Raw genomic sequence first — 25,910 nt, 5'->3', positions numbered from 1 at the left:
AACGGTTGACGAGAACACATGTCGAAAGATGACGTCATCCAGATGCAGGGCGAGATCCTCGAGAACTTGCCCAACGCGACCTTCCGTGTGAAGCTGGAGAACGGGCACGTCGTGCTCGGTCACATCTCCGGCAAGATGCGCATGCACTACATCCGCATCCTGCCCGGCGACAAGGTGACCGTGGAGCTGACGCCCTACGATTTGAGTCGTGCTCGCATCGTCTTCCGGGCGAAGTGAGAACAGAGCAACACCCGGAAGAGCGCAAGAGGTCAAGGAGAAGGTCATGAAGGTAGCTGCATCCGTCAAGAAGATGTGCCGCAATTGCAAGGTCATCCGTCGCAAGGGTGTGGTGCGCGTGATTTGCACCGACCCGCGCCACAAGCAGCGCCAGGGCTGATCGCTCGGCGACGCGACTAGTTAGAGGACGAACATGGCACGTATTGCTGGTATCAACATTCCCCCGCAGAAGCACGCCGAGATCGGCTTGACCGCGATCTATGGCATCGGTCGCACGACCGCGCAGAAGATCTGCGACAGCTGCGGCATCGCCCGTGACAAGAAGATCAAGGATCTGACGGACGGCGACCTCGAGAAGATTCGCGAGGAAGTCGGTCGCATGACGATCGAGGGTGATCTGCGTCGCGAGACGACGATCAACATCAAGCGTCTGATGGACCTGGGTTGCTATCGCGGCTTCCGTCACCGCCGCGGCCTGCCGATGCGTGGTCAGCGCACCCGCACGAACGCCCGCACCCGCAAGGGCCCGCGCAAGTCGGCCGCCGCGCTGAAGAAGTAAGCACATCCGCCGCGACGCCCCGTCCGACGAACCGCTCAGATTGAAGAGAGTCAAGCATGGCCAAAGCACCTAATACCGCCGCACAACGCGTGCGCAAGAAGGTCCGCAAGAATGTGTCGGACGGCGTTGCGCACGTTCACGCGTCGTTCAACAACACCATCATCACGATCACCGACCGCCAGGGCAACGCGCTGGCCTGGGCATCGAGCGGTGGCCAGGGCTTCAAGGGTTCGCGCAAGTCGACGCCGTTCGCCGCTCAGGTGGCTGCGGAAGTGGCCGGCCGTGCCGCGCAAGATCAGGGCATCAAGAACCTCGAGGTCGAGATCAAGGGCCCTGGCCCGGGTCGCGAGTCGTCGGTGCGTGCTCTCGCCGCGCTGGGCATTCGCATCGTGTCGATCTCCGACGTGACGCCGGTCCCGCACAACGGCTGCCGCCCGCAGAAGCGTCGTCGCATCTGAGCCGCGTGTGCGGCCCGGGCGACCGGGCTACAATACGCAGTTACCCGATTCGCCGGTGGGCACTCCAGTGCACGCCGGCGGTTTTCGTTGAAGCCGCAAGGCTTCGCTAAGCCCACCGTCTGGCTGTCCAAGAAGAGCGACCCTAGAGCGCTCGAACCCCCGCCAGACTTGCGTGAGGCGCGGCTCCCGGCCGCTCCCCACGTCAGAGAACCAAGGAAGCAACGTGGCACGTTATCTGGGTCCCAAGGCCAAACTGGCCCGCCGTGAAGGCACCGATCTGTTCCTGAAGAGCGCGCGTCGCGCCATCGGGGACAAGTCCAAGTTCGAAACCAAGCCGGGCCAGCACGGCCGCACCTCCGGCTCGCGCACCTCCGACTTCGGCCTCCAGCTGCGCGAGAAGCAGAAGGTCAAGCGCATGTACGGCGTGCTCGAGCGCCAGTTCCGCCGCTACTTTGCCGAGGCCGAGCGCCGCAAGGGCAACACCGGCGCGAACCTGCTGTTGCTGCTCGAATCGCGCCTGGACAACGTGGTCTACCGCATGGGTTTCGGTTCGACCCGTGCCGAGGCCCGCCAGCTTGTTTCGCACAAAGGCATCACCGTGAACGGTGAGGTCGTCAACATCGCGTCCTACTTGGTGAAGACCGGTGATGTCGTCGCCGTGCGCGAAAAGGCCAAGAAGCAATTGCGGGTGACCGAGTCGCTCAAGCTCGCCGAGTCGATGGGCCTGCCCGCGTGGGTGCAGGTCGATGCGACCAAGCTCGAGGGCGTGTTCAAGAAGTCGCCCGACCGCGACGAGTTCGGTTCGGACATCAACGAATCCCTGATCGTCGAACTGTATTCGCGTTGAATTTCCAGCGTGCTGCGGCGGTGCCCGGCCTTCGGCTCGCATCGCCCGGCGCGCAAGCGCTTTCCCGGTCCGGGTTCAACGTCGCCGCCAGGCGCGTCGTTTCCGGTGCTCCATCAGCCTTATCGGTGTAACGAGCCGAGGGTAATGACAGGAAGACCTGATGCAAACCAATCTGCTGAAGCCCAAAGCCATCAACGTCGAGCCGCTGAGCGCCGCCAAGGGTGCCCACCGTGCCAAGGTCACGCTCGAGCCTTTCGAGCGCGGCTATGGCCACACGCTGGGCAATGCCCTGCGCCGTGTGCTGCTGTCGTCGATGGTGGGCTACGCGCCGACCGAGGTCACGATCGCGGGCGTGCTGCACGAGTATTCGGCGATCGACGGTGTGCAGGAAGACGTGGTCCACGTCATGCTGAACCTCAAGGGCGTGGTGTTCCGCCTGCACAACCGCGATGAAGTGACGCTCGTGCTGCGCAAGGAGGGAGAGGGTCCCGTCAAGGCCGGCGACATCCAGACGCCGCACGACGTGGAGATCATCAATCCCGACCACGTGATCACGCACCTGTCGCAGGGCGGCAAGCTCGACATGCAGATCAAGGTCGAGAAGGGCCGCGGCTATGTGCCGGGCACGATGCGTCGCTTTGGCGACGAGCCGACCAAGTCGATCGGCCGCATCGTCCTCGATGCGTCGTTCTCGCCGGTGCGTCGCGTGAGTTACACGGTCGAGAGCGCCCGCGTCGAGCAGCGCACCGACCTCGACAAGCTGGTCATGGAGATCGAGACCAACGGCGCGATCACGCCGGAAGAGGCGATCCGCGCCTCGGCCAAGATCCTGGTCGAGCAGCTCGCCGTGTTCGCGCAGCTCGAGGGCCAGATCAACGACATCTTCGACGCCCAGCCCGCACAGCGCAGCACGCAGTTCGATCCGATCCTGCTGCGTCCGGTCGACGAGCTCGAGCTCACCGTGCGCTCGGCCAACTGCCTGAAGGCCGAGAACATCTATTACATCGGCGACCTCATCCAGCGCACCGAAACCGAGCTGCTGAAGACGCCGAATCTCGGCCGCAAGTCGCTCAACGAGATCAAGGAAGTGCTGGCTTCGCGCGGACTGACCCTGGGCGGACGGCTCGAGAACTGGCCGCCGCAAGGACTCGACAAGCGGTAACGCTTCGCGAACAGGAAAGCCGGCCTGAAGCCGGCATCGGATGACGAGCGCGCTGGGCGCGTTCGATCACGCACCCGCCAGTACCTGATCCGGCTGGCGGTCATCAGCAAGTCAGAAAGCAAGTCGAAAGGACTTCACCATGCGTCACCGTCACGGACTCCGCAAGCTCAATCGCACCTCCGAGCACCGCCTCGCGATGCTGCGCAACATGGCCAATTCGCTGATCCAGAGCGAAGCCATCAAGACCACCGTCCCCAAGGCCAAGGAACTGCGCCGCGTCGTCGAGCCGCTGATCACGCTGGCCAAGGAGCCGACGCTGGCCAACCGCCGCCTGGCTTTCGACCGCACCCGCGATCGCGATGTCGTGGCCAAGCTGTTCAACGACCTCGGTCCGCGTTACGAGGCGCGTCCGGGCGGCTACACCCGCATCCTGAAGATGGGCTTCCGCGTCGGGGACAACGCGCCCATGGCCTTCGTCGAACTCGTCGATCGCCCCGAGCCTGCGGCGCAAGCGCCGGCCGAAGCGACCGAGTAAGGCGGGTTGATGGTCGGGGCGCCGGGCCGGTGAATCCACCCGGAGCGCCCGCAATGCAGTTCTGCAAGGCCAGCCATCGTGCTGGCCTTCTTGCTTTCCGTGCCCGCTGGCGCGAGGCGATGGCACGGAACCGTCAGGAATGACGCAGGGTCCGAGCTTCCGTTAGCGCTTCGATGACCATGACAGGCTACTCTGCAGGGATTGGCTGCCGACCCTCCGACCTTCGTTCCACCTGACCGCATGCCCGTGAAGCCCATCCTATTCCTGCGCATGCTGCTGCTGTGGCTGACCGCGCTGCTTCCCTTGTTTGCTGCAGCGGCTGAGGATTTCCTGCCGCCCGAGCAGGCCTTCCGCTTCGAAGCGCGGGTCCTCGACGGCAAGTCGATCGAGATCGGCTTCGTCGTGGCGGACGGCTATTACCTGTACCGCGAGCCCTTCAAATTTGAAGCGCAAGGGATCGGGGTGGTGCTCGGCGCGCCGCAGATTCCTTCCGGGACGGTGAAGTTCGACGAGACCTTCGAGAAGGATGTCGAGACCTACCGCGGACGCGTGGCGATCCGTTTGCCGGTCGATGCCGCACCGGCGTCCTTCCAACTCGTCGTCACCAGCCAGGGCTGCGCCGACCAGGGGCTGTGCTATCCACCGATGCAGAGCATGGCCGATGTGCAGTTGGCGGGTTTCGGTGGAGACGGCAGTGTTCGCGTGCCGGTGGCCGGTAGCGGGCTCGATGGCGCCCTCGCCGCATCGCGTGCACCAGCCGCCATGGCGGGGGCGAGCCGCAGCGGCGACGCGGCCATCGACCGTGCGTTGCTCAGCGGCCGCTTCTGGCTCGTGGTCGTCGCGTTCTTCGTCGCGGGGTTGCTGCTGTCGTTCACGCCCTGCGTGCTACCGATGCTGCCGATCCTGTCGTCGCTGATCGTCGGGCAGGGCGGGAAGGCCGTGGCGCGCTCGCGCGGACTGCTGCTCGCCGGCGCGTATTCACTCGGCATGGCCTTGGTCTACACCGCGCTCGGCGTGGCCGCGGGTCTGGCAGGCGAGGGCCTGGCAGCGGCCTTGCAGAACGCCTGGGTGCTGGGCGCGTTCTCGCTGTTGCTGGCGCTGCTGGCCCTGTCGATGTTCGGCGCCTACGAATTGCAATTGCCCGCGGTGCTGCGCGACCGCCTTGCCGCGTCTTCGGGGCGACTGCAGGGGGGGCGGATGGCGGGCGTGTTCGCAATGGGCGGGGTGTCCGCGTTGATCGTCAGCCCCTGTGTTGCCGCGCCGCTGGCCGGCGCCTTGCTGTACATCAGCCAGACGCGCGACGTGCTGCTGGGCGGCAGCGCGCTGTTCTCGCTGGCCGCCGGCATGAGCGTGCCGCTGCTGCTGCTCGGTGCGTCGGCCGGGGCCTTGCTGCCGCGCGCGGGGGCGTGGATGGAGAGCGTCAAGCGCTTCTTCGGTCTGTTGCTGCTGGCCGTTGCCTGGTGGATGCTCAGCCCGGTCGTGCCCGCGCCGCTCGCGGTCGCCGGCTGGGGCGTGCTGCTGATCGGCGCGGCCGTGTTCCTGCATGCCTTCGACCGCCTGCCGGAGATCGCCGGCGCCGACCTGCGGCTGGTCAAGGGGCTCGGCCTCGCGCTGGCCGTCGCAGGCGCCACGCAGATCGTCGGCGCTGCGGCCGGGGCGCAGGACGCACTCAAGCCCCTGCAGCCGTTCGTCGTCGGCATCTCCCCGGCTGCGGCTGCGGCTTTGCCTGGCAACGCGATAGCCGCGACGCACGACGGCGTGAGCTTCCGGCGTGTCAGCACGGTCGAGGAACTCGACGCCGCGGTCCGCGGCGCCGGTCGACCGGTGATGCTCGACTTCTACGCCGACTGGTGCGTGAGCTGCAAGGAGATGGAGCGCTTCACCTTCACCGATCCGGCCGTGCAGGCGCGGCTCGGCAAGGCCTTGCTGCTGCAGGCCGATGTGACGCGCAACAGCGAGTCGGACCGGGCGCTGCTCAAGCGCTTCCAGCTCTTCGGCCCGCCGGGCATCGTGTTCTTCGATGCCGGTGGCCGTGAGCTCGAAACGCGTGTCATCGGCTTCCAGAATGCCCAACGCTTCCAGCAGAGCCTGCAGTCGGCGGGCCTGTGAACTGGTACGACGCAACGCGCGCGTGCTATACTCTTGGTCTCAGCCGCGGGGTGGAGCAGTCTGGTAGCTCGTTGGGCTCATAACCCAAAGGTCGTTGGTTCAAATCCAGCCCCCGCAACCAAGATCAAGAGGCACCAGCCTCTTCAAAACGCCCACCGATCGGTGGGCGTTTTGCTTTGTGCCGCGCTCGGTAGATGCGGCGTCTCGCGGCTCATCGAGCTGCGTCGTGTTTCGGCATCTCGCTCTCGTGCCAGCGACCGAGCAGCCATTTCGACAGGCCCGAGAACACGAGGAAAATCGCCACACCGAGCAGCGACACCAGCAGCAGCGCGGCGAACATCAAGGGCGTCTCGGTGCGAAAGCTGGCCTCGAGAATGCGCGAGGCGAGTCCGGTGTCTCGCCCGGCCGTGCCGGCGGTGAACTCAGCGACCACCGCGCCGATGAGGCTCAGGCCCCCGGCGACTTTCAGGCCCGCCATGAAATAAGGCAGTGCGCTGGGCACGAGCAGGAAACGCAGTCGTTGCCAGCGAGTCGCGCCGTACAGCGTGAACAGATCTCGCAAGCGTGCGTCGGCACTCTTCAGGCCGATAGTGGTGTTCGCCAGGATCGGAAAGAAGGCGACGATCCACGCGCACAGCAGCAATGCCAGCGTGGTGCTTTCGACGTAGATCAGGATCAACGGTGCGATGGCGATGATCGGCGTCACCTGCAGCACGACGGCGATCGGGAACAGCGCCGCCTCCACCCAGCGCGACAGTGCGAACGCCACCGCCAGCAACACGCCGCCCAGCACGGCTGCGCCCAGCGCCAGCAGCGTCAGCTTGACGGTGAACCAGAGTGACGGCCCGAGCGTGTCCCAGCGTTCGATCAGCGTCCTGAAGATCAGCGACGGCGCTGGCAGGATGTAGTGAGGTACCTGCTGAATGTGTACGACGAGTTCCCAGGTCACCAGCAGCGCCACGATCAGCGCCGCCGGCATGATCGCGCGCAAGGCACGCGTCCGCCATGCCGCGGGCTGCGAGGAGATATCGGTGCGGGGGCGAGCGACCAGCATCGTGGCGAGCTCAGTCGGGTCCCACCGCAACGCCTTCGACCGCGCGGCGCAAGGCCCGCGAGACCGCGACGCACTGTTCGCCGTAGTGTGCAGCAGTCCGGAAGGCCTCGCCGCGCGGTCCGCGCGGCTCGATGCGGATCTCTTCGCGGAGGCGGCCGGGAGCGGGGCCCATCAACAGCACGCGGTCGGCCAGGTAGACCGATTCGTAGACGCTGTGCGTCACGAACACCATCGCGAAGCCCTGCTCGGCCCGGATCGCCAGCAGATCGTCGTTCAGCTTCTGGCGCGTCAACTCGTCCAGGGCACCGAAGGGCTCGTCCATCAGCAGCAACTGCGGTCGCAGCGCCAGGGCCCGGGCGATCGATGCGCGCATCTTCATGCCGCCCGACAACTCGTGAGGGTAGACATTCGCCGCCGCCGTGAGGCCGACCCGGTCCAGCGCCGCGTCGATCGTGGTGGCCGCCGCGGCCCGTGTTCGGCCTTGCAGGCGCAATGGCAGCCACACGTTGTCGGCCACGGTCGCCCATGGCATCAAGGTCGGTTCCTGGAACACGAAGCCGAGCTCCGGCGCGCTGCCGCCGGTCCAGACCAAGGTGCCCGACCCCGGCCGTTCCAGGCCGGCGATCAGCCGCAGCGCCGTGCTCTTGCCGCAGCCCGAAGGTCCGAGCACGCTGACGGTCTCGCCCGCGCGCAGATCGAAGCTCAAGCGGTCAAGGGCCACGATGCCATTGGGGTAGCGCAAACCCAGTTCGCGCAAGCTCAGCAAAGGGGAGGCTTCAGCAGTGTTCATGCGGGCAGCGCCAGCGGTGCACGAGCGGCCGATTGTCGCCAGGCGCCTGGGGTGGCGCTCCATGCCCGCGGATCAGGCCTGCGGCAACTCCGCGGCACGCAGCGGCGGTACGGCCGACCCGGTCTTCTTCTGCGCCAGATCGACTCCGTGGCGCACGGCGATCAACTCGGCCAGGATCGACACCGCGATCTCGGCCGGCGTCCTGGCGCCCAGGTGCAGACCGACGGGGCCATGCAGCCGGTCGATCTCGCCGGGCGACAGGTCGAACAGCGCGAGACGCTCCTTGCGCCGTGCGGTGTTGCCGCGCGACCCCAGCGCGCCCACGTAGAAGGCGGGGGACTTCAGCGCCTCGAGCAGCGCCAGGTCGTCGAGCTTGGGATCGTGCGTCAGCGCCACCACCGCGCTGTGCGGGTCGAGTGCCAGTTCGATAACCAGATCGTCCGGCATTGCCGTGCTGAAGCGGCAGCCCGGCACGTCCCAGCCCAGGTGGTATTCCTCGCGCGGGTCGCAGCAGATGACCTCGAAGTCCAGCGCCAGCGCCATCTGGGCCAGGGCGCGCGACAGCTGCCCGGCGCCGATGATCACCAGGCGCCAGCGGGGGCCGAACAGCGCACGAAGCGTGTGGCCGTCGAAGCTGAACGCCTCGCCGCGCGCGGCTGTCTCCAGGGTCACGGCGCCGCTGGACAGGTCGAGGCGGCGCGCCACCAGTTCGTGGCGTGCGGTGCGCGCCAGGAGTTCGTCGATCCAAGCGACCGAGCCCAGCGGCTCCTGCAGCAGGCGCAGATTGCCGCCGCAAGGCAGGCCGAAGCGGGCGGCCTCCTCCTTGCTCACGCCGTAGTTCACGAGCGCCGGGGTGGCGACGCGCTCGCCATGCCGCACGCGGTCGATCAGGTCGTCCTCGACGCAGCCGCCCGACACCGAGCCGACCACCTGGCCGTCGTCGCGCAGCGCCAGGAGCGCGCCCGGCGGCCGGGGCGCCGAGCCCCAGGTTTCCAGCACCGTGACCAGCCAGACGCGCCGGCCTTCAGCGAACCAGCGGCGCGCCTCGGTCAACACCTGCAGGTCGAGACTGTCCATCGTGCACTCGGCGGTCGGGACGTGGGCGCGAGGCCCGCGTCGCACCCGCGGACGATCAGTCCGCGCTGCTGGCTTCGCTGGTCTCGGCCGCAGCGGCCGCGGCAGCTGCGGCCGCGAGCTTCTTGCTGCGCGGGTTCTTCTCGCACAGGGGCTCGCAGACCGGCTGGCTGCGTCCGAGCACCTTTTGCATGGTGCGTCGGTTGGGGGGCTGGTGGGCGCCGCAGAAGAAGCAGGACATGGTGTTCGTCGCCCCCGAGAACGCGCCGGGGCGCGGAGAGAACGGCGAGCCCGGGGCCTTGCTGGTGTAGCGAAGCCCGTCCTGCTGGATGCGGGTCGTGGTGTCTTTGCGTGAGGCCATACCGCTATTGTCTCAGGCTCCGGGCCCTTTTGTCGGCGCGGGGCAACCCGCAGCGCGCGAAACCGGGTTTCCGGGCCCTTGGCAGGCCTTGGCGCGGTCAGCGCCGGGTCAGCACGATGGCCAATTCCGCCCAGGTGCTGGACGGGTGCGGAACGCGGGCGTAGGGCGGGCGGGGCCAGCCCCAGCGATCGCCCGGCAGCAGCGCCCGCAACGCGTTCACGTCCACGTGATACGGCGGGCCCTCGATCAGGCCCCGGCCGGCGCCTTCTCGCAGCGCCTGCATCGCCAGCAGGGCCAGCGTGCCGCCCGGACGCAGCCATGCGTGCAGTCGGGCGGCGTAGGCCACCCAGTGGTCGGGATGCAAGGCGCACAGGCAGGTCTGTTCGTAGACCGCGTCCAGCGGCACCGTGGGTTGCCAGGTCAGCACATCGGCCTGCACGACCTCCGCGGCCAGGCCGGCTGCGGCGAGCCGGCCCTGGGTGAGGTGCACGGCGCCGGGCGCGTAGTCGATGGCGGTGACCGCGAAGCCGCCGCGCGCGAGCGCCACCACCTCGTGGCCGCTGCCGCAGCCGGGCACCGCAATGCGCCCCGGCGCCAGGCTGCCGTCGCCCAGCCAGGAGGCAAGCTGCGGATTCGGTGCTCCACGGTCCCAGGGCAACTGCCCGGCGTCGAAGCGCTGCTGCCAGAAGTCGAGGTCGGGACCGCTCATGCGAGCCAGTCTAGGGCCTGCCGCGGTGGCCGGCGAGCGCCGCCGTGGCAGACGCTGCGGCGTGGCACCCTCAGCCGTCGATCGCGCGCACCAGGGCTTCGGTCGCGGGCAGCGACAGATTGAGCAGGCGGGAGATCGCGGCCAGATCGTCGGGTACCGCGGGGTTGTCCCAGCCGCGCGCGGGATCCTCGGTGTGGCGGGCCAGCCGGATGGCCAGCACCACGTTCTGCACCTGGGGTTGGGCAGCCTGGCTGTTGTCGTCGGCGATGCGCACCAGCAGTTCGGGCAGCGCCCAGGTGTGCATCAGGGCCTGTTGCAGCGCGAGCAGGTCGATATTCAGCAGCTGGCGTTGTGCATGGTCTGAGCGCAGCGTCGGGTCGGCGCGCTGGCGGCGGGCAATCTCGAGCGCCAGAGCCGGTGCGTGGCACCACAGCAGCATCTCCGCGAAATCGTGCAGCAGCGCCGCCAAGTGCAGCACCTCTGCATCGTCGTCCATGCGGTGGACCGCAAAGCCCAGCGAGAAGTTGGCCGCGCGGTGCGCACGCCGCATCACGCGCTGCAAGCCGGCCAGGGCCTCCGGCTGGCTGGCCAGGTGCACCTCGATCTGTGCCATGCGGTTGAATGCGTTGAAGAACGGGCCGATCCCCATCATCACCAGCGCCGCCGTGACCGTCTCGGGCCCGCTGTTGTCGCCGCCGTTCCGCCGGCGGCGCAACTGGGCCACGGCCGCAAGCAGCTTCAGCGACATCAAGGGGTCCTGCCGCACCGGCTCGGCGAGCTGGTGCGCGTCGACATCGCCGCGGGTGGCTTCCACCCGTTCCAGCAACTCCAGCTCCTCAGCCGTGGCCGCCAGCACCGGGATCGGCGCGTCACTGAACCAGCGGGTCCAGGCGGGCAGGTCGGGCAGGGGCGAGGTGAGCATGGGGAGGGTTCCGGGCGATGCGTGGTTATCGGTCGCTGAATCCCGGTCTGTAGGGGGCGGGTGCGTTTCGGCGGCACTTGCAGGACCCTGAAAACAAGAAAGCCCCCGGACCGCAGACCGCGCCGGAGGCTGGGCGGAGACGGCGTCCGGTCAGTTCGACAGCGGCAGCTCGCGCCAGTTGAGTCGCTTCAGTCCGATCGTGGAGCCGAAGTTGCCCGGCACCCGCTGCACCGCACCGCGGTCGCTGCCAGCCACCAGCCGGACCTTGCCGTCGACGCTGAGGAAGCGCAGGTCGGTGACCACACCGACGATGCCTGTCACATAGGAGGCCGCAGCGTCGTTCACCGTCAGCTTGGTCTGTCCAGTGGAGAAGTCGGTCCCGTAGATGCGGCTCGAGCCGGACGGGCTGCAGACATCCCCGTTCGGCAACGTCGGCGCGAAGGCCACCGTGCCGAAGAACGTCGCTGGGTCGGACACCAAGCGCCAGGCCACGTTGTTGTCGGCGTTCTTGCCCAGGTCGACGAACCAGCCCATGGGTTTGGTGGCATCGGCGGTGTAGCCCGTCAGCAGGTCGGTGTTGGCGACCAGCACGTTGCGCGTGATGGGGAAGCTCACGCCAGCAGGCAGCATCGTCGTCGTGTTGAAGGACACCGCATTGCCGTCGGCGATCGCGTAGAAGGTCTGGGCCTGGGTAGAGGCGATGTCGGTGTCGGCCAGCAACCGACCGGTACCGACCAGCACCATCCGCTGCTTGGTGCGCGGGTGCACCTCCATCATGGGGCGAGAGGTCACCGGCTGCGCGCCGTCGGTCGGGTGGCTCAGCGTGGCGAGCACGATCGGGGCCGGGTAGGTGCCGGTGGTGCCGGTGACGTCGAAGCGCCACAGGTTGCCCAGCAGGTCTCCGGCGTAGACCGCGTCGGCGTAGCCGTCGGTGAAGTCGATCACGTAGGCGTTGGCGTGCGCCAGGCCGGCGTCGTTGGCTACCGAGCCCACGCCCGTCGCCACGGTCTCGAGCAGAGCGCCTGTCGCGGGATTCACGAAGAACAGATAGCCTTGGCCGTCGGGCGTGTTGTAGCCCGAGGGCAGGATCACGGTCCAGCCGTACTTGCGCGTCTTCACGATCACGGGGTCGCCGAAGGTGTAGCCCATCTGCGGCGCGGTGAATTCCCAAAGCACCTTGGCTGCGGCGGTGGTCTCGTTGGTGATCGAGTTCGGGTCCGTGACGTCCAGCGCGTAGTAGCTGCGCCCACCCTTGCCCAGGCCGCCGATCAGCACCGAGCGCCAGTTGGTGGCGGTGCCGACGCCCGAACCGTTCCAGGTCTTGCCGAGGTCGATGTCCTGCACGGTCGGCGTGGCGTTGACCAGGTAATGGTGCAGCAACGGCGAGCGACCCAACGAGGCCAGCCCATCGACACCCGGCGTGGCGTTCGGGCCGTTGAACGTCGCCGCCGGCACGTAGGCAAAGATCTCGCGACCCGCATTGGTGCCGGTCAGCGCGCCGTCGAGGGCATGCATCATGCCGTCGTTGGCGCCGACGTAGACCACCGTCGGTCGACCGGCATAGGTGGTGCGGAAGGTGCTGTAGCCGGGGTTGGTGGCGTCCGACAGCGGCAGCGATGGCGGCCCCACCGGACGGGCGCGCGAGCCGACGATGTCGCCCAGCAACTGCGTGCGGGTTCGGTAGACACCGGGTGGGTTTGCGCCCTGCTCGTTGGTCCGGTCGCCGCGCAGGTAGTTCAGGTAGTCGGCGCTGTCGTTGTCGGCCCGGTAGGTGGTGTCCAGCGTCGCTCGCTGGGCGGCGGTCACCGTGCCGGCACCCAGGTCGGTGGTGCGGAAAGCCACGCCGGCCGTGCCGTTCCAGGTCACGACATTGCGGTTGGTGTTCCAGCCGGTGCCGGCCAACTGAGCGGCCAGCTTGGCGGTGGCCGTCCAGCGCGGGGTCAGCGTCGGGTCGCCGGCGGTGTTGAACGACAACTCGCTCGCCTGCACCTGACCGGTCCAGTTGTTCGGGTCGTACTGGGCGCTGTAGCTGCCGTTGCCCGAGGTCGCGACCTGCGGCACCGAGGTCGAGAACGAGGTGGTGAAGGCCTCCAGCGCAGCGGCGATCTTCTCGAAGGCCGCCGTCAGGCCTGCGACCATGGTGTCGGGGCGGCCGGCGGTGTAGTAGTTGTCCGGCCGGGCCTGCGCCCCGACGGTCTGGCCCGTCGTGGACCACCATTCCTGCGGCAGTGCCGCAGTGCGAGTGGCGGGGTCGTAGTCGTTCGGCACGGTGAAGCCGCCGTACTTTGCTGCCAGGTAGAACTGGTTGTCAGCGACAAAAGGCTGCTCGAGCACGTCGACCCAGTAGGTCTGGACCGTCTGCTTGCCCACGGTGGCGGCGTTGCCGGCCACTGTGGGTCGGATGTCGGTGGTATTGGCGTAGTAGGCCAGGCCGACGATGCCGGCCGAGTTGTTGCGGCCGCTGTAGTTGTTGACGTTCGGCGCACCCAGGCCCTGAAGCGCGAACGCCCGGTTGGTCATGGTTTCCGCATTCACCGTGGTGTCGCCCGAAACGGCCGCCGGCTTGGCCGGCTCTTCGGTCGTGCCGGTCGCGCCGGGCAGATTCTTGTCGCGGTGGGTGTAGATGTCGCCGATGCCCAGAATGAAGTTGCGCTGGCACGAATAGAGGATCGGGTCGTTCCAGTTGGTGATGACCGGAAAGTCGTCGAGGTAGGCTGTGCGCGTGGCGGCATTGGCGGCGCCCATCGTCGTGTACTCCGCAACGTTGCCCTGGTTCTTGTAGTAGCGCAGCGCGGTGTAGAACAGTTCGCTGACCGGGTCGTAGCTCTTGTAGTTGTTGGTGTTGAGCTGGCCGAACTTGTTCAGGTAGTTCATCACCCCGCTGTTCGTGATCGACACGCTGGGCGTGAAGCTCGCGTTGGTCTGCGTCGCGTCGGCCGCATCGGGATTGATCGCGAAGATGCCGGTCGTCGCATCCCATTCGGTCGCGGCGTTCGTGACGGCCGGTTGGCCCGGCACCGGCTGCGTCGGGCCGACGAACTTCTGCTGTGCGCGCAGCACCGCGCCGTCGCGCAGGAAGTCGCTGTGGTTCAGGTAGCCGAAGGCGCTGAAGCGGATGCGGTTGGAATACTTCTGAACCAGTCCTTCGGGCTTCCAGTTGCTGCCGTACTGCTTGCAGTTGGCTTCGCGTGTGCCGGCCGTCGCCGAGGAGTCGCAGACCTTCACCCGCATCACCGCGCGATAGACGGTGCCGGCCACAGGAGCAACGGCCGGGTTGTAGTCGGTCACCGCGCCGCCGAGCGCTGCCGACGACGACGCGAACAGCATGTTGATGCCCTGGCCCTGGATGCGCGTATGGAGGTTGCTGAAGGTGAGCGGCGATGCCTGGGCCACCGTGGCCGCCACTGTGAGGCTCTTGTCAGGCGCAAGCCCCTGACCGGTGTCTCGCGATTTCTGCAGGATGGTCGTCGTGGTCGTGTCGATGATCCGGTAGCCGCCGGTCATCGCCCAGCGGAAAGGGTCGATGGTCGGCGTCGAGGCCCAGTTCAGGTAATTGCCGCTCCATTCGTCGGCGCCGGTGCAGTTGTGCGCGGTGTTGTCGCCGACCGGATAGAAGTGCCGCAGTTGCGTGGCGGTCTCGGTCGCGTAGTACTGGTACTTGTAGCACTTGTTCGGATCGAAGTAGCCGAGATAGACATCGGTCGTGACGTAGGCGCTCGTGTGCGCGGAGCGCACGGCCGTCGGCCATTCGACCGACAGGGCCAGCGCCACGTTGCCGGGAACCGCACTGGTCGCGAACACCGGCGAATCGGCCAGCGTCGTGGCTGCGCTCGCGGCGAGCGCGCCACCCAGGCCGAAGCCCAGGACCAGGGCCTGCGCGAACGCGACACTGCGTTGTCGATACCGGCGAGCCAGGGCCCGGAGGTGATGAGGGGCGGCGTGGAGCTTCATGGTGTGGACCTCGGACGGTATCGAGGAAGACGGTGCGATGGGCTTGCGTGTTCAGGTGCCGCAGCACGAGAACGTGGTCTGGAAGAAGGATTGCGTGTTGCGCGGACCGTCGGCGCGGATGGTGAGGCGGTAGACCACCGGCTGTGCCACTGCGCCGCGGGCCCCACCCACACTGGCGCGCTCGGCGCGCTGCCAGTCCGACGAACTGCCGCCCGGCTGCAGGCTGGCGTCGGCGACCGAGCAGTTGTCGGGCGTTTCGGATCCCGTGCCGGCGGTCGCACACATCCTGTCGACGACGTAGCGCAGCGTGATCCCCTGACCGGCATCGATGTCAGCACCTGTCCAGGTACCAGCGAACGTGGCGTCGCTCGCTAGCAAGGTGTTCGGAATACCCTGAGGGTTGCTCGGGAGCACCGTAGCGCTGTAATTCAGCGTCGGCGCATTGGCTTCTCTCGCCGCGACGCCGATCAATGCACCTCCCGCGCGGAACCGGGCCAGAATGGTTTCGGCCGCCTGCTCGCTCTGTTGCGCCAGATCGCGCTTGAACGCCAGATTGCCGGCCGTCGTCAGCGAGATGTCGAACGACCTCATCAGCGCTGCGGCCGAAATGAGCATCACCACCAGCACGATGAGGCTGATGATCAGGACGGCGCCGCGCTGCTCGCGACGGTTGGCCGAGCGCAAGACAGTATGCGTGTGTCGATGATTCATGATCAGGGGCGCAGCAACAGGTTGCGGACGGGGACCGTGAGTTCGATGGTGCGGTGGCGCATCGTTTGGTCCGCGGCGGCGATGGTCACGGTGCGCGTCAGTGCTCCTGGGGTACCGCCGCTGCTGAGGTCCGCGAAGAGATTGAGTGTTGCAGGCGCCACGTTCTCCCGCTCGACCAGTGAAGACCGCATGACCAGCCCGAGCCGCACGGCCACGATGCGCCGCAGGTTCGCGGCCGAGGCCGCAGAGCCGTCCATCAAGGCCGCGCCGCCCCAGGTCGCCCCGGTGGGTGCCACCCAATCGTCGATCACGCCGTTGTCGTTGGTGTCCACGCCATACACCGCACGCAGGGCGATCACGCCTTCGGCCAGCGGCAGCGGCACATTCTGGCCGTTGATGAGTAGCAGGTCGTAGCTGAACAGCGTGCTGTTATCGCCGACGCCGAACAGCTGGAACTGGGGTGTGTTGTTGGCGATGTTGCCGATGGCGAACGCGTCGGTATTCGACAGCGATGCCAAGGCGGTCATCGATGTGTTGCTGCCGCTCGCTGTGTAGTACGCACCCGCCGTGTCAAAAGGCAGGGCCTGCGTGGCACCGCCAACGAACCCGGCGGTCAGTTGGGTGAGCAGGCACTCGCCGGCGCCCGCCAGCATCACGAGGTCGCCACCGCGAAAGCCGATCGTGTTGTTGAGGCGCCATTGGTTGGCCGCTACGTCGGTGCCGGTGCGCGGCAGCAGCGAGGCTGGCGACTCGCCGAAGCCGGCCGAACCGCTCATCACCATCAAGACATCCGAGCCCGCGCCCGACGCCCCCTGGAAGATCACGATCGGCGCAAGACGCAAGGTTTGAGGCACGCCGGCAAACGGAACGGGCAGCGCGGCCGCGCGAGGCCACGTCTGGCTGGCGGGCAACTGTGCGTTCAGGCGGCAAGCCCCCACACGCGTCCATCCGTCGGTAAACCCCGAGCCGGCGCTGCGGATCAGGCGGTCAAGCGTGTACGCGGCATAGGCGCCCGACTGGTTGGCGTCGTTGAGTGAGACGGAGGTTCGCTTGCGTCCCTCGCTGGCTGCCAGTACGCCAAATACCGCGAGCGTGACGACGAGGCCGATGGTCACAGCAACCAGCAGTTCTACGAGAGAGAAGCCACGGAGACTCCGCGGGATCGACGGTCGGGTGCGAGACTGACTCATGTCACCTCCTCGGTCGTCAGCACGACCTCGGTCACCAACTGGCTGGTCAGCGTCGAACGCGGCTGTTGCCATGTGATCGTGATCAGCGCCGTGTTGCCGGCGACCGTGATCGTGGCGGTGCCGCCGGGCAGACCTTGCGTCGCGGCGTCGGCAACCCGCGTCTGCCAAGCCGTGATCTGTGCCGTGGGCAGCGTGACTGTGCGGGCCAGACGCATCTGTGCGGCGAGATCGTCCGCCAGCAGGGCGGCACGATTGCGGTCCTCCGCGTCGACCGAGTACTGGGTGGCGCGAACCTGCATCGCCACCAAACCGAGGATGCCGAACGAGAAAATCAGGACGGCAACCAGCACCTCCAGCAACGTGCTGCCGCGCTGAGTGTGTGACGATCGCTGGGAGGCAGAGTGTTTCATGAAGAGGCTCATCCCTCAGCACCCATCAGGATTGGTGGCGGACAGAGTCTTGGCGGGGTCGCACATGCGCACGCGTCCACCCAAAGATGCGGTGACACGCAGCGCCCGGTCGACACCTGCCACGGTGCCGCCGTGCGCGATGTCATAGGTCACGGTGGGCGCGGTGGGATCGATTGCGCACCCCTCTGCCGCATTGGCCACCTGTTGGCCGGCGGCGTTGAAACACACCGCACTGGGCCCGGTGATGTTGACGCCTGCCACCACGCCGGCCAGTGCACCACTGCGAACGAGTTCTGCCGTCTCGCCGGTGATCAGTGTCAACGTGCGGACGCCCCAGTTGCTGCCGTTGGCTGCAGCGGCCGAGGTCGCGGTGGGGTTTGCAACGTTGGTCAGGAAGAAGCTCACGGTGCGGTTTCGCCGCACGGCCTCGGCCTGCGCCAGCCGCAGGCCATCCTGCAGCACCTGGGACGTGGTGCGCACGCGCGTGTTGCGGATCCAACTCGCGAACGACGGGGCCGCAACCGCCAGCAAGATCGCCAGCAACGTGATCGTGACCATCAGTTCAACGAGTGTGAAGCCGCGCCAGGATGACCGCGGCTGCTGAATCAGCTGCACGATTGCCCCCTCTTTAGAACCCATCTCGCGCACGGCAGGGCAGGGGCCCAGCCCGTTGGCGCGGCGGTCGTCGTACGTTGATCAAACTGATTGATCGTGAAAGTGAAGCCGTTGGCGGGGCCGGCCCCAGTCGCAGTCATCGAGTAAGTCGTTGCATCGGGCGTGCCATTGCACGCGATGGTGAAGTTGCCGATGACTCGGCTTCCGTCCGTTCGTGCGCACGGCGTCGTGAACGTCCCGACCGTCGCGTAGGTTCGGTTGTCCTGGAAATGGCGCTCCATTTCGGCGCGGAACGACACTAGGCCGTTGGTGGCATCGACTAGCTGACCGCGCAGGATGTAATCGCGATAGCTTGGATATGCGACGGCGGCCAGGATACCGATGATCGCGACGACGATCATCACCTCGATGAGCGTGAAACCCGACTGCCGCTTGAAAATGAATCGTCGCATGTGACTGTCCCGTTCCGGTTCGCTGGCCTGAAGGCCTGGATCGCGCAGGCCCACTCGAATTTGTTGATCGGAGAGCCGCTGCCCCATGACAGATCGCGGATCCGCTTGCAAGCAGTATGGGTGGCGTCGCCGATCATGCCCATGAAGCATGTCACGCAATCGGCAGGAGGCCGGGCGGGAACCGGACGAAGTGCCGTCTGCGGTCGATGAACGGTCGACAGGCGTCGCGCCGTCATCACACTGGCCAGCCGGGAGAAGAGCTGCCGGCGGCTACGCCGCTCTGTCCGGCCTCACACTTCTTCCCCGACGTGCGCCGCCATCAGCGCCTGCTGCACCCCCGCCGGCGCCGCCTGGTAGTGGCTGAAGCGCAGGGTGTAGCGCCCCTGCCCGCCGGTCAGGGCATGCAGCCGCGACTGGTAGTTCGCCAGTTCCGACAAGGGCAGCAGCGCGTGCACCACCATCTGCCCTGGCCGGGCTGCGTTGCTGCCGATCACCTGCCCGCGCCGTGACGCCAGGTCGCCGGTCAGGTCGCCCATGTGGGCCTCGGGGGCGGTGATCTCCACGTCGACCACAGGTTCCAGCACGATCGGCTGGGCCGCCCGTGCCGCGGCGACGAAGGCCTTGCGCGCTGCCGTCACGAACGCGATCTCCTTGCTGTCGACGCTGTGGTGCTTGCCGTCGTGCACCACCACGCGCACGTCGAGCACCGGGTAGCCGGCAATCACGCCTTCGGCCATTGCCTGGCGCACGCCCTTCTCGACCGCCGGCATGAAGTTCGACGGGATCGTTCCGCCCTTGACGGCGTCGATGAACTCGAAGCCGGCCCCGCGCGGCAGCGGCTCGATGCGCAGGTGCACTTCACCGAACTGCCCGGCGCCGCCGGTCTGCTTCTTGTGCCGGTGCTGGCCGGCAGCCGGCGCGGTGACGGTCTCGCGGTAGGCGATCCGCGGCGGCCGGGTCGTCACCTCGAGTCGATATAGATCGCGCAGGCGCATCAGCAGCGCCCGCAGGTGCAGCTCGCCGAGACCCCAGATCACCGTCTCGTGCGTGGCTGCGACCTGCTCGATGCGCAGGCAGGGATCCTCGGCCACCAGCTTCTGCAGTGTGTCCCACACCCGTTGTTCGTCGCCATGGCGCTGCGGTTCGATGGCCAGGCCGTGCACCGGCACCGGAAAGTCGAGCGGCGCCAGGTGGATGTGGTCGTCCTCGGCGGCGTCGTGCAGCACCGCGTCGAAGTGGATGTCATCGACCTTGGCCACTGCGCACAGTTCCCCAGGCCCGGCCCGTTCGACCTCGATCAGGCTCTTGCCCTGCAGCAGGAAAAGGTGCCCGACCTTGAAAGGCTTGCGGCCGTCGCCCACGTAGAGCTGGCTGTCGCTGGTGACGGTGCCCTGGTGGATGCGGAAGATGCCGAGCTTGCCCAAGTACGGATCGACGGTGAGCTTGAACACGTGCGCCAGCACGTGCAGTGCCGGATCGGGCCGCGCGGTGATCGGTGTCGCCTGTGCGCCCTCGCCGCGCAGAAAGCGCGGCGGGTTCCCTTCGGCCGGGTTCGGCATCAGCGCGGTCAGGATGTCGAGCAGCTCGCCCACGCCGGCGCCGTGGCGCGCCGAGACGAAGCAGATCGGGATCAGGTGTCCCTCGCGCAGCGCCTGTTCGAGCGGCGCGTGCAGTTCGCGCGGGTCGACGTCGCCGCTCTCCAGATACCGTTCGACGAGGGCCGCATCGATCTCCACCACCTGCTCGACCAGCGCACGATGGGCCGCGGCGACCGATGAGAAGTCGGCCTCGTGGCCGGCGGCGGCCTCGGGGCAGAAGAAGCAGTCGACCACCTCGCTGCCGCCGCGCGCCGGCAGGTTCAAGGGCAGGCATTCCTTGCCGAAGACGCCGCGCAGCTGTTCGACCAGCGCCGCCAGATCGATGTCCTGCGCATCGATCTTGTTGACGATGATGAGCCGGCACAGACCGCGGCTCGCGGCCGTTTCCATCAGGCGCTGCGTGCCGGCGTCCACGCCGTTGGGGGCGTCGATCACGACCGCTGCAGTTTCCACCGCCTCCAGCGCTGCCAGCGCCGGACCGGTGAAGTCCGGATGGCCGGGCGTGTCGATGAGATGGACGCGCGTGTCGCGGTGCTGCAAATGCACGAGCGAGGTGTTCAGCGAATGCTGGAACTGGCGTTCCAGCGGGTCGTGATCGCTGACGGTGCTGCCGCGCTCCACGCTGCCGGGCGCGCCGATCGACCCGGCCCGGTGCAGCAGGGCTTCGATCAGCGTGGTCTTGCCCGCCGCGCTGACGCCGAGCAGCGTCATTGTGCGGATCGCGCTCGGGTCCGTCGCGTTCATCGCTTGCGGCATGGCGCTCTCCTTCGGCCGGATCGGCATCGGGTGGGATGTCAGAGCGTAGAAGATCGATCGGCAAGCCACAAGCGGGCCATGGAACTTTGCGTGCAGCCCAGCCGCTCATCCTCGAGGTTGCAGGGGCGGGTACCACAGACTTCACGTTTGACGGGACCAAGGTGTGCCGGAGGCCCGTAGACGCGGGAGGACATGAGGTCTCGCGCACACTGGAAGCCTCTAAGATGCCGCGTTGACCCTTATCGAGACGGAACCTCACACCATGCTCAAAGCGCTCTCCAAGATGAACCCTGAAGTTCGTGTTCTTTCGCTGGCGGCTTGCAGCCTGGTTGTCCTGTTGACCGCCTGCGGTGGCGGCGGTGGAGGAGGGGGCGGCTCCGGCACGAACGCGCCTCCGCGGCCCACGGCGGGCCTCAGCGATCCCTCCTTGACCCTGCAGCAGAACCAGCCGACCGCCATTTCGCTGGCGCAGGAGATGGTGCAGACCTACCAGCTCGCCGACGAGGCAGCGGCCGCCCAGCAGCTGGTGGAAATGGCCCCCGGTGTGCTCGACTCGTCCACGTCGCCTGCGGCCTGCCCGGGCGGCAGCGGCACGATCAGCTTTGCAACGAACGGTTCGGGCTACAACTACACCTACAACGCCTGTGCCAATGCCGGCTATGTCTTCACGGGCAGCGGGGTCATCACGCCGACCGTGGTTTCGAGCGCGGTGACCGAATACGACCTCGACTTCAGCAACGTGACCGTGACCGGCGCGAATGCTCCGAACACGGCCTTGACGGGCGCTGCCGTCTGCACGCCCGGAACGAGCGCGGTGTCGTGCATCACCACGCTGGGGGGCTATGTGTGGGGCAATGACGTGAGCTACAGCGCCGGCCTGGCCAACGGCAGCCACCAGTGCGACTGCGGCAACGGCACCTGGAACGTCCTGTTCGACGACTTCGGCGCGACATCTGGTGCGGCCTATGTCTATGCGAGCAACGGCGAGGCCTCGGTCACGCGGCTGAGTGCCAACACCTTCCGTGTCGTTCTCACCGTCAACGGCGTCACGACGACCTACGACGTCACGACGACCTGATCGGTCGATGGTCCCGGGGCGCCGGGCAGCTCGAACATCGAGGGCCCGCCGCTTCTGCTCTCACTGGAACGCCACCTCCGCAAAGCTCCTCAGCTTGCGGCTGTGCAACTGGTCGATGCCGTTGCGCCGCAGCAGTTCGATCGCCCGCAACCCGATGCGCAGGTGCTGGTTCACGCGCTCGCGGTAGAAGTGGTTGGCCATGCCGGGCAGTTTGATCTCGCCGTGCAGCGGCTTGTCGCTCACGCACAGCAGCGTGCCGTAGGGCACTCGGAAACGAAAGCCGTTGGCGGCGATGGTGGCGCTCTCCATGTCGAGCGCGATCGCGCGGCTCTGGCTGAAGCGGCGTTCCGGCGTGCTGGGGCTGTGGTGGAAGGGCAGCAGCTCCCAGTTGCGGTTGTCGGTGCTGGCCACGGTGCCGGTGCGCATCACGCGCTTGAGTTCGCTGCGCTCGAGCTGGGTCACGTCGGCCACCGCGGCTTCCAGTGCCACCTGGATCTCCGCCAGCGGCGGGATCGGCACCCACAGCGGCAGCTCCTCGTCGAGCACATGGTCCTCGCGCACGTAGCCGTGCGCCAGCACGTAGTCGCCGAGCTGCTGCGTGGTGCGCAGGCCGGCGCAATGGCCCAGCATGATCCAGGCATGCGGGCGCAGCACGGCGATGTGGTCGGTGATGGTCTTGGCGTTGCTGGGGCCGACGCCGATGTTCACCATGGTGATGCCGGCACGGTCGTGGCGCACCAGGTGGTAGGCAGGCATCTGCGGCAGCCGCGGCGGCGGCGCGCCCAGAAAGTCGCCCGGCTCCAGCGTGCAGCCTGTGCGCCGCATCACCACGTTGCCGGGCTCGACGAAGGCCACATAGCCGTCGTCCTGACCGCCGCCGCTGCCGCCCTCGAACAGCGAGGCCTGGCCGCGCGGCAGGTGCATCAGCTCGTGACCGAGCTTGATGAACTCGTCGATGTAGAACTGGTAATTCGTGAACAGCACGAAGTTCTGGAAGTGCTCGGGCGTGGTGCCGGTGTAGTGGCGCAGCCGATGCAGCGAGTAGTCGACGCGGGCCGCGGTGAACAGCGCCAGCGGGTGCACCGCCGTACCGGTGGCGTCTGGCGTCGGTTCGTGCGTGCCGTTGGCGATGCCGTCGTCCATGGCGCCGAGATCGGGCAGATCGAACAGGTCGCGCATCAGCGTGCGCCGCTCGGGCGTCAGCGTGCCTTCCACATGGTCGTGCTCGGCGAACGAGAAGTGCACCGGGATCGGCTGCGTGCTGCTGCCGATCTCCAGCGCGACGCCGTGGTTGCGCAGCAGCAGACGGAACTGCTCGAGGTAGTAGTCACCGAACAGATCGGGCCGCGTCAGCGTGGTCTCGTAGCGGCCCGGGCCGGCGACGAAGCCGTAGGCGAGCGGCGTGTCGGCCCGCGCCACGGTGTCGATGTGGACGGCCACGCGGGGGTAGCAGGCGCGCACGCGCTGAGGGAAGTCCTCGCCGGCCAGGAAGCGCTGCAGGTGGTCGCGCAGTCGCACCAGGCTGGCGTCGTAGAGGCTGCGCGCAGCGTCGAGGGCGTCCTGCGCGTCGGTGTAGCGCCGGGGGCCGTCGTCTGGAGGAGAAGGCGTCGTCATGTCGGCATTCTGCGGCCTGCGTGAGGCGGTGTCTGTGGCGGCCGGCGCATCTGCTTCCGCCTTGTCGGCGCGGTCGACGTATGTCCGGCTGTGTAATAAGGTCGCACCATGCCGACCGCTCCCCGCCGCATTCTGCCGATCATCGTGGCCGCCCAATTCGCGAGCACTTCGCTGTGGTTCGCCGTCAACGCGGTGATGCCCGATCTTCATCACGCGCTCGGTCTGCCGCCTACCGCCGTCGGCTCACTGACTTCGGCGGTGCAACTGGGCTTCATCGCCGGCACGCTGGTGTTCGCGCTGGGGTCGGTCGCCGACCGCCATTCGCCGCGCCTCGTGTTCCTGCTGTGCGCCATCGCCGGCGCGCTGTTCAACGCCGCACCCGTGCTCTGGCCGGCCGGCGCGCTGGACCTGCCGGCGCTGTGGCTGCTGCGGGCCTTGACCGGCTTCGCGCTGGCCGGCATCTACCCGGTCGGCATGAAGATCGCCGCCGGCTGGTATCCGCAGGGGCTGGGCCGTGCGCTGGGCTGGCTGATCGGCGCGCTGGTGCTGGGCACCGCGACGCCGCATGCGCTGCGGGCCCTGGGTGCGCACTGGCCCTGGCAGCAGGTGATGCTGGTGGTGTCCGGGCTTGCGGTGCTGGGGGGCTGGATGGTGTGGCAGTGGGTGCCGGAGAGCACCCATCTGCCCCGTGCCACGCGCCTGCAGTGGCGCGCCTTCGGCCGCGTGCTGACCGATCGCCGTCTGCGCGCACCCGTGTTCGGCTACTTCGGCCACATGTGGGAGCTCTACACCTTGTGGGTGTTGCTCCCGGCGCTGCTGGCCACGCGGCTCCAGGGGGCGGCCATCTCGGTGGGTGCGTTCGGCGTCATCGCCGCGGGGGCGGTCGGGTGCGTCGCGGGCGGCTGGCTGGCGCAGCGGCACGGCAGTGCGCGCGTGGCGGCCGGACAACTGGCGCTGAGCGGCCTGTGCTGCGTGCTCACGCCACTTGCGATGGCAGCGCCCGCGGCGGTGTTCGCGGCGTGGCTGCTGGTGTGGGGCATCAGCGTGGCCGGCGACTCGCCGCAATTCTCGGCGCTGACGGCCACGCATGCCCCGCGCGAGGCGGTCGGCAGCGTGCTGACGCTGGTCAACTGCATCGGCTTCTCGATCTCCATCCTGAGCATCCAGGGCTTCGTGGCGCTGGCACAGCACCACGATCTGTCGCTGTTGCTGCCGTGGCTCGGCCTCGGGCCGCTGCTCGGCCTGTGGGGCCTGCGGCCCTTGCTGGTCCGTGAGGGCTCCCCGCCCTGAGGACTCCCGCGGTCGCAAGCTTCAGTCTTCCCACTCCAGTTCGGCGTAGGCCGCGGTCACGTTGCGGGCGTGAAAAACGTCCAGCAGTCGCCAGCCGGGTCGATCGGGGGCGATGCGCGCCACCGCCTGCGGCAGCGTCAGTCCGGCCTTGAGCGCCGCGCGCACGTCGGACTGCAGCCGGGTCAGGTAGGCCTGCTCGGCATCGAGTGCCGCCGGCCAGGCCCGGCTCGGCGCGCCGTGTCCCGGCACGACGGTGGTGATGCCCTGCCAGCCGCGCAACTGCGACAGCGCGGCCAGCCATCCCTTGAGCCGTCCGTCGACCACCGGCGTGTGGTCGACGAACAGCAGGTCGCCGAGAAAGAGCGTGCCGCTGGTCTCGTCCAGTACGCTGAGGTCGGCATCGGTGTGGGCCGTCGGCCAGGCGCGCAGGCTGAGGCGACGCCCGCCCAGGTCGAGTTCGAGCGTGTCGTCGACCCGCCGTGTCGGGGGCACGATGCGGGCGCCGTCGGCGAAGTCGGGACCGAAGTCGCGCTTCAGCGCGTTCAGGTAGAACGGGCCGCGCACCGCCAGCGCGGAGGGCAGGCGATGATGGCCGACGAATTCCGGTGCCGGCTGGCCGGCCGTTCGCTCGGCCTCGGCGAACACGCTGTTGCCGAGCACGTGGTCCGGGTGCGCGTGCGTGTTGATCACGTAGCACACCGGCAGCGGCGTCACGTCACGCACCGCCGCCAGCAGGCGCCGGCCGACCGGCGCGCTGCCGCCGGTGTCGACCACGGCCACGCAACGGCTGCCGACCACGAAGCCGCTGTTCGAGACATCGCCCTGGTTGGTGGGGCCCCAGTCCTCCAGGGCGCCGCGATGCAGGTAGACGCCCGGGGCGAGCTGCTCGACCGTCGAGGCCCTGGCCTCAGCTGCCGGCGCAGCATGGCCGATGCCGGCTGCCATCAGGCCTGCGACGGCGCTGATCAGCGCGCGGCGCAGCCACGGTGACGCATGCACCGGACACCGCGCGGCGACGCGGGACAGGACGGCTACTCCTTGATGCCGACGTCGAAGAAGCAGCTCTTGCGCGCGGCCGCCTGCAGTTCGCGGAAGCGCTTGATTTCGACCTGCATCACTTCCACGTCGCGGATGCTGTTGCCACGCTCGCCACCCATGCTGTTGGCGTTGGTGGCGGTGCTCATGGTGGTGAAGTCGTCGAAGGAGATCTGGCTCGCCAGCTTGTCCAGCACGCAGGAGCACTTGTTGAGCATCTCGTAGTGGTGCCCTGGGTTCAGCTTCATGCACTCCTGCACGTAGACCACCCGGTCGGCCGTGGGGTAGTCGTGCGCGGCCGCGGCGCCCGCGCCGACCGCCAGCACGGCGCCGATGGCCGCGAGCGGGAGGAGGTGTGTCGGACGACGCAGGGAGGTCAGGCGTTTCATGGGC

General features: G+C 67.8%; 26 protein-coding genes and 1 tRNA gene. 11 read left to right on the top strand and 16 right to left on the bottom strand.

All coding sequences use genetic code 11. From position 1 onward, the window contains the following. Positions 1-18 precede the first annotated feature (18 nt). From infA to C1M51_RS06960, 9 genes are all read left to right on the top strand, one after another. Entirely contained in the window at positions 19-237 is a 219-nt protein-coding gene (gene infA / locus C1M51_RS07000; protein WP_011830996.1) for a translation initiation factor IF-1, read from the top strand. A gap of 46 nt (positions 238-283) precedes the next feature. Then, the gene (gene rpmJ / locus C1M51_RS06995; RefSeq protein WP_011830995.1) at positions 284-397 is read left to right on the top strand and encodes a 50S ribosomal protein L36; all 114 of its coding nucleotides are present in this window, start codon (positions 284-286) and stop codon (positions 395-397) included. A 33-nt stretch (positions 398-430) separates the two neighbouring features. Next, positions 431-796, top strand: a complete 366-nt coding sequence (gene rpsM, locus C1M51_RS06990) for a 30S ribosomal protein S13 (protein ID WP_011830994.1) — start codon at positions 431-433, stop codon at positions 794-796. Between the two features lie 56 nt (positions 797-852). Next, positions 853-1,254 carry a 30S ribosomal protein S11 gene (rpsK, locus tag C1M51_RS06985; RefSeq protein WP_011830993.1) on the top strand — a complete coding sequence of 134 codons (402 nt, stop codon included), beginning with the start codon at positions 853-855 and terminating at the stop codon, positions 1,252-1,254. A gap of 223 nt (positions 1,255-1,477) precedes the next feature. Then, positions 1,478-2,101, top strand: coding sequence for a 30S ribosomal protein S4 (gene rpsD, locus C1M51_RS06980; RefSeq protein ID WP_011830992.1), 624 nt, complete (start codon positions 1,478-1,480; stop codon positions 2,099-2,101). A 160-nt stretch (positions 2,102-2,261) separates the two neighbouring features. Next, positions 2,262-3,263 carry a DNA-directed RNA polymerase subunit alpha gene (locus tag C1M51_RS06975; protein ID WP_011830991.1) on the top strand — a complete coding sequence of 334 codons (1,002 nt, stop codon included), beginning with the start codon at positions 2,262-2,264 and terminating at the stop codon, positions 3,261-3,263. 139 nt (positions 3,264-3,402) lie between these two features. Further along, positions 3,403-3,798 carry a 50S ribosomal protein L17 gene (gene rplQ / locus C1M51_RS06970; RefSeq protein WP_129448833.1) on the top strand — a complete coding sequence of 132 codons (396 nt, stop codon included), beginning with the start codon at positions 3,403-3,405 and terminating at the stop codon, positions 3,796-3,798. A gap of 240 nt (positions 3,799-4,038) precedes the next feature. Continuing rightward, entirely contained in the window at positions 4,039-5,907 is a 1,869-nt protein-coding gene (gene dsbD, locus C1M51_RS06965; protein ID WP_129448832.1) for a protein-disulfide reductase DsbD, read from the top strand. Positions 5,908-5,951: 44 nt separating this feature from the next. Further along, positions 5,952-6,028, top strand: a tRNA-Met gene (locus tag C1M51_RS06960). A gap of 90 nt (positions 6,029-6,118) precedes the next feature. On the opposite strand, the gene C1M51_RS06955 is transcribed toward C1M51_RS06960, so the two are convergent. The 13 genes from C1M51_RS06955 to fusA form a co-directional block, all read right to left on the bottom strand. Next, the gene (locus C1M51_RS06955) at positions 6,119-6,961 is read right to left on the bottom strand and encodes an ABC transporter permease (RefSeq protein ID WP_129448831.1); all 843 of its coding nucleotides are present in this window, start codon (positions 6,959-6,961) and stop codon (positions 6,119-6,121) included. Between the two features lie 10 nt (positions 6,962-6,971). Next, the gene (locus C1M51_RS06950) at positions 6,972-7,751 is read right to left on the bottom strand and encodes an ABC transporter ATP-binding protein (RefSeq protein WP_129448830.1); all 780 of its coding nucleotides are present in this window, start codon (positions 7,749-7,751) and stop codon (positions 6,972-6,974) included. Between the two features lie 72 nt (positions 7,752-7,823). Further along, entirely contained in the window at positions 7,824-8,828 is a 1,005-nt protein-coding gene (locus tag C1M51_RS06945; protein WP_129448829.1) for an XdhC family protein, read from the bottom strand. A 55-nt stretch (positions 8,829-8,883) separates the two neighbouring features. Then, the gene (locus tag C1M51_RS06940) at positions 8,884-9,186 is read right to left on the bottom strand and encodes a hypothetical protein (RefSeq protein ID WP_242499994.1); all 303 of its coding nucleotides are present in this window, start codon (positions 9,184-9,186) and stop codon (positions 8,884-8,886) included. A 97-nt stretch (positions 9,187-9,283) separates the two neighbouring features. Continuing rightward, complete coding sequence (locus C1M51_RS06935) at positions 9,284-9,895, bottom strand: methyltransferase domain-containing protein (RefSeq protein ID WP_129448828.1); 612 nt, start codon at positions 9,893-9,895, stop codon at positions 9,284-9,286. Between the two features lie 70 nt (positions 9,896-9,965). Further along, a complete protein-coding gene (locus C1M51_RS06930) occupies positions 9,966-10,817 on the bottom strand; it encodes an HDOD domain-containing protein (RefSeq protein ID WP_129448827.1) in 852 nt (283 codons plus the stop codon). 150 nt (positions 10,818-10,967) lie between these two features. Continuing rightward, a complete protein-coding gene (locus C1M51_RS06925; RefSeq protein ID WP_129448826.1) occupies positions 10,968-14,768 on the bottom strand; it encodes a pilus assembly protein in 3,801 nt (1,266 codons plus the stop codon). Positions 14,769-14,819: 51 nt separating this feature from the next. Continuing rightward, positions 14,820-15,452 (bottom strand): hypothetical protein, encoded by a 633-nt coding sequence (locus tag C1M51_RS06920; protein WP_165349656.1) that lies wholly within the window; start codon positions 15,450-15,452, stop codon positions 14,820-14,822. Positions 15,453-15,481: 29 nt separating this feature from the next. After that, positions 15,482-16,669, bottom strand: a complete 1,188-nt coding sequence (locus C1M51_RS06915; RefSeq protein WP_242499993.1) for a PilW family protein — start codon at positions 16,667-16,669, stop codon at positions 15,482-15,484. Then, on the bottom strand, positions 16,666-17,079 hold the full coding sequence (gene pilV / locus C1M51_RS06910; RefSeq protein ID WP_129448823.1) for a type IV pilus modification protein PilV: 414 nt from the start codon (positions 17,077-17,079) through the stop codon (positions 16,666-16,668). The genes C1M51_RS06915 and pilV overlap by 4 nt, the downstream gene beginning before the upstream one ends. Before the next feature lie 15 nt (positions 17,080-17,094). Further along, entirely contained in the window at positions 17,095-17,694 is a 600-nt protein-coding gene (locus tag C1M51_RS06905; protein ID WP_242499992.1) for a Tfp pilus assembly protein FimT/FimU, read from the bottom strand. After that, positions 17,685-18,233 (bottom strand): type IV pilin protein, encoded by a 549-nt coding sequence (locus C1M51_RS06900; RefSeq protein WP_310733953.1) that lies wholly within the window; start codon positions 18,231-18,233, stop codon positions 17,685-17,687. Before C1M51_RS06900 ends, C1M51_RS06905 begins: the two co-directional genes overlap by 10 nt. Before the next feature lie 203 nt (positions 18,234-18,436). After that, complete coding sequence (gene fusA, locus C1M51_RS06895; protein ID WP_129448822.1) at positions 18,437-20,500, bottom strand: elongation factor G; 2,064 nt, start codon at positions 20,498-20,500, stop codon at positions 18,437-18,439. 427 nt (positions 20,501-20,927) lie between these two features. Between fusA and C1M51_RS06890 the strand changes: the two genes are divergently transcribed. Beyond that, the gene (locus C1M51_RS06890; RefSeq protein ID WP_165349654.1) at positions 20,928-21,578 is read left to right on the top strand and encodes a hypothetical protein; all 651 of its coding nucleotides are present in this window, start codon (positions 20,928-20,930) and stop codon (positions 21,576-21,578) included. 60 nt (positions 21,579-21,638) lie between these two features. On the opposite strand, the gene C1M51_RS06885 is transcribed toward C1M51_RS06890, so the two are convergent. Then, on the bottom strand, positions 21,639-23,192 hold the full coding sequence (locus C1M51_RS06885; RefSeq protein ID WP_129448820.1) for an AMP nucleosidase: 1,554 nt from the start codon (positions 23,190-23,192) through the stop codon (positions 21,639-21,641). A 108-nt stretch (positions 23,193-23,300) separates the two neighbouring features. Between C1M51_RS06885 and C1M51_RS06880 the strand changes: the two genes are divergently transcribed. Next, positions 23,301-24,482: a nitrate/nitrite transporter gene (locus C1M51_RS06880; protein ID WP_129448819.1), complete on the top strand. Its 1,182-nt coding sequence runs from the start codon at positions 23,301-23,303 to the stop codon at positions 24,480-24,482. 21 nt (positions 24,483-24,503) lie between these two features. Here the strand turns inward: C1M51_RS06880 and C1M51_RS06875 are convergent, their stop codons facing one another. Next, complete coding sequence (locus C1M51_RS06875; RefSeq protein WP_129448818.1) at positions 24,504-25,427, bottom strand: quinoprotein relay system zinc metallohydrolase 2; 924 nt, start codon at positions 25,425-25,427, stop codon at positions 24,504-24,506. Positions 25,428-25,513: 86 nt separating this feature from the next. Beyond that, positions 25,514-25,906, bottom strand: a complete 393-nt coding sequence (locus C1M51_RS06870) for a hypothetical protein (RefSeq protein WP_129448817.1) — start codon at positions 25,904-25,906, stop codon at positions 25,514-25,516. Positions 25,907-25,910 lie beyond the last annotated feature (4 nt).

The organism is Methylibium sp. Pch-M, assembly GCF_004136295.1.
In the GTDB taxonomy this organism is placed as follows: Bacteria; Pseudomonadota; Gammaproteobacteria; order Burkholderiales; family Burkholderiaceae_C; genus Methylibium; species Methylibium petroleiphilum.
The sequence above is the reverse complement of the archived record's forward strand: the minus strand, read 5'-3'. Positions and strand labels throughout refer to the sequence as shown.

Excerpts from the sequence above, each read along its gene's own strand:
- infA (WP_011830996.1), top strand. The coding sequence starts at position 19 with ATGTCGAAAGATGACGTCATCCAGATGCAGGGCGAGATCCTCGAGAAC.
- rpmJ (WP_011830995.1), top strand. The coding sequence starts at position 284 with ATGAAGGTAGCTGCATCCGTCAAGAAGATGTGCCGCAATTGCAAGGTC.
- rpsM (WP_011830994.1), top strand. The coding sequence starts at position 431 with ATGGCACGTATTGCTGGTATCAACATTCCCCCGCAGAAGCACGCCGAG.
- rpsK (WP_011830993.1), top strand. The coding sequence starts at position 853 with ATGGCCAAAGCACCTAATACCGCCGCACAACGCGTGCGCAAGAAGGTC.
- C1M51_RS06975 (WP_011830991.1), top strand. The coding sequence starts at position 2,262 with ATGCAAACCAATCTGCTGAAGCCCAAAGCCATCAACGTCGAGCCGCTG.
- rplQ (WP_129448833.1), top strand. The coding sequence starts at position 3,403 with ATGCGTCACCGTCACGGACTCCGCAAGCTCAATCGCACCTCCGAGCAC.
- dsbD (WP_129448832.1), top strand. The coding sequence starts at position 4,039 with ATGCCCGTGAAGCCCATCCTATTCCTGCGCATGCTGCTGCTGTGGCTG.
- C1M51_RS06955 (WP_129448831.1), bottom strand. The coding sequence starts at position 6,961 with ATGCTGGTCGCTCGCCCCCGCACCGATATCTCCTCGCAGCCCGCGGCA.
- C1M51_RS06950 (WP_129448830.1), bottom strand. The coding sequence starts at position 7,751 with ATGAACACTGCTGAAGCCTCCCCTTTGCTGAGCTTGCGCGAACTGGGT.
- C1M51_RS06945 (WP_129448829.1), bottom strand. The coding sequence starts at position 8,828 with ATGGACAGTCTCGACCTGCAGGTGTTGACCGAGGCGCGCCGCTGGTTC.
- C1M51_RS06940 (WP_242499994.1), bottom strand. The coding sequence starts at position 9,186 with ATGGCCTCACGCAAAGACACCACGACCCGCATCCAGCAGGACGGGCTT.
- C1M51_RS06935 (WP_129448828.1), bottom strand. The coding sequence starts at position 9,895 with ATGAGCGGTCCCGACCTCGACTTCTGGCAGCAGCGCTTCGACGCCGGG.
- C1M51_RS06930 (WP_129448827.1), bottom strand. The coding sequence starts at position 10,817 with ATGCTCACCTCGCCCCTGCCCGACCTGCCCGCCTGGACCCGCTGGTTC.
- C1M51_RS06925 (WP_129448826.1), bottom strand. The coding sequence starts at position 14,768 with ATGAAGCTCCACGCCGCCCCTCATCACCTCCGGGCCCTGGCTCGCCGG.
- C1M51_RS06915 (WP_242499993.1), bottom strand. The coding sequence starts at position 16,669 with ATGAGTCAGTCTCGCACCCGACCGTCGATCCCGCGGAGTCTCCGTGGC.
- pilV (WP_129448823.1), bottom strand. The coding sequence starts at position 17,079 with ATGAAACACTCTGCCTCCCAGCGATCGTCACACACTCAGCGCGGCAGC.
- C1M51_RS06900 (WP_310733953.1), bottom strand. The coding sequence starts at position 18,233 with ATGGGGCAGCGGCTCTCCGATCAACAAATTCGAGTGGGCCTGCGCGAT.
- fusA (WP_129448822.1), bottom strand. The coding sequence starts at position 20,500 with ATGCCGCAAGCGATGAACGCGACGGACCCGAGCGCGATCCGCACAATG.
- C1M51_RS06885 (WP_129448820.1), bottom strand. The coding sequence starts at position 23,192 with ATGACGACGCCTTCTCCTCCAGACGACGGCCCCCGGCGCTACACCGAC.
- C1M51_RS06880 (WP_129448819.1), top strand. The coding sequence starts at position 23,301 with ATGCCGACCGCTCCCCGCCGCATTCTGCCGATCATCGTGGCCGCCCAA.
- C1M51_RS06875 (WP_129448818.1), bottom strand. The coding sequence starts at position 25,427 with ATGGCAGCCGGCATCGGCCATGCTGCGCCGGCAGCTGAGGCCAGGGCC.
- C1M51_RS06870 (WP_129448817.1), bottom strand. The coding sequence starts at position 25,906 with ATGAAACGCCTGACCTCCCTGCGTCGTCCGACACACCTCCTCCCGCTC.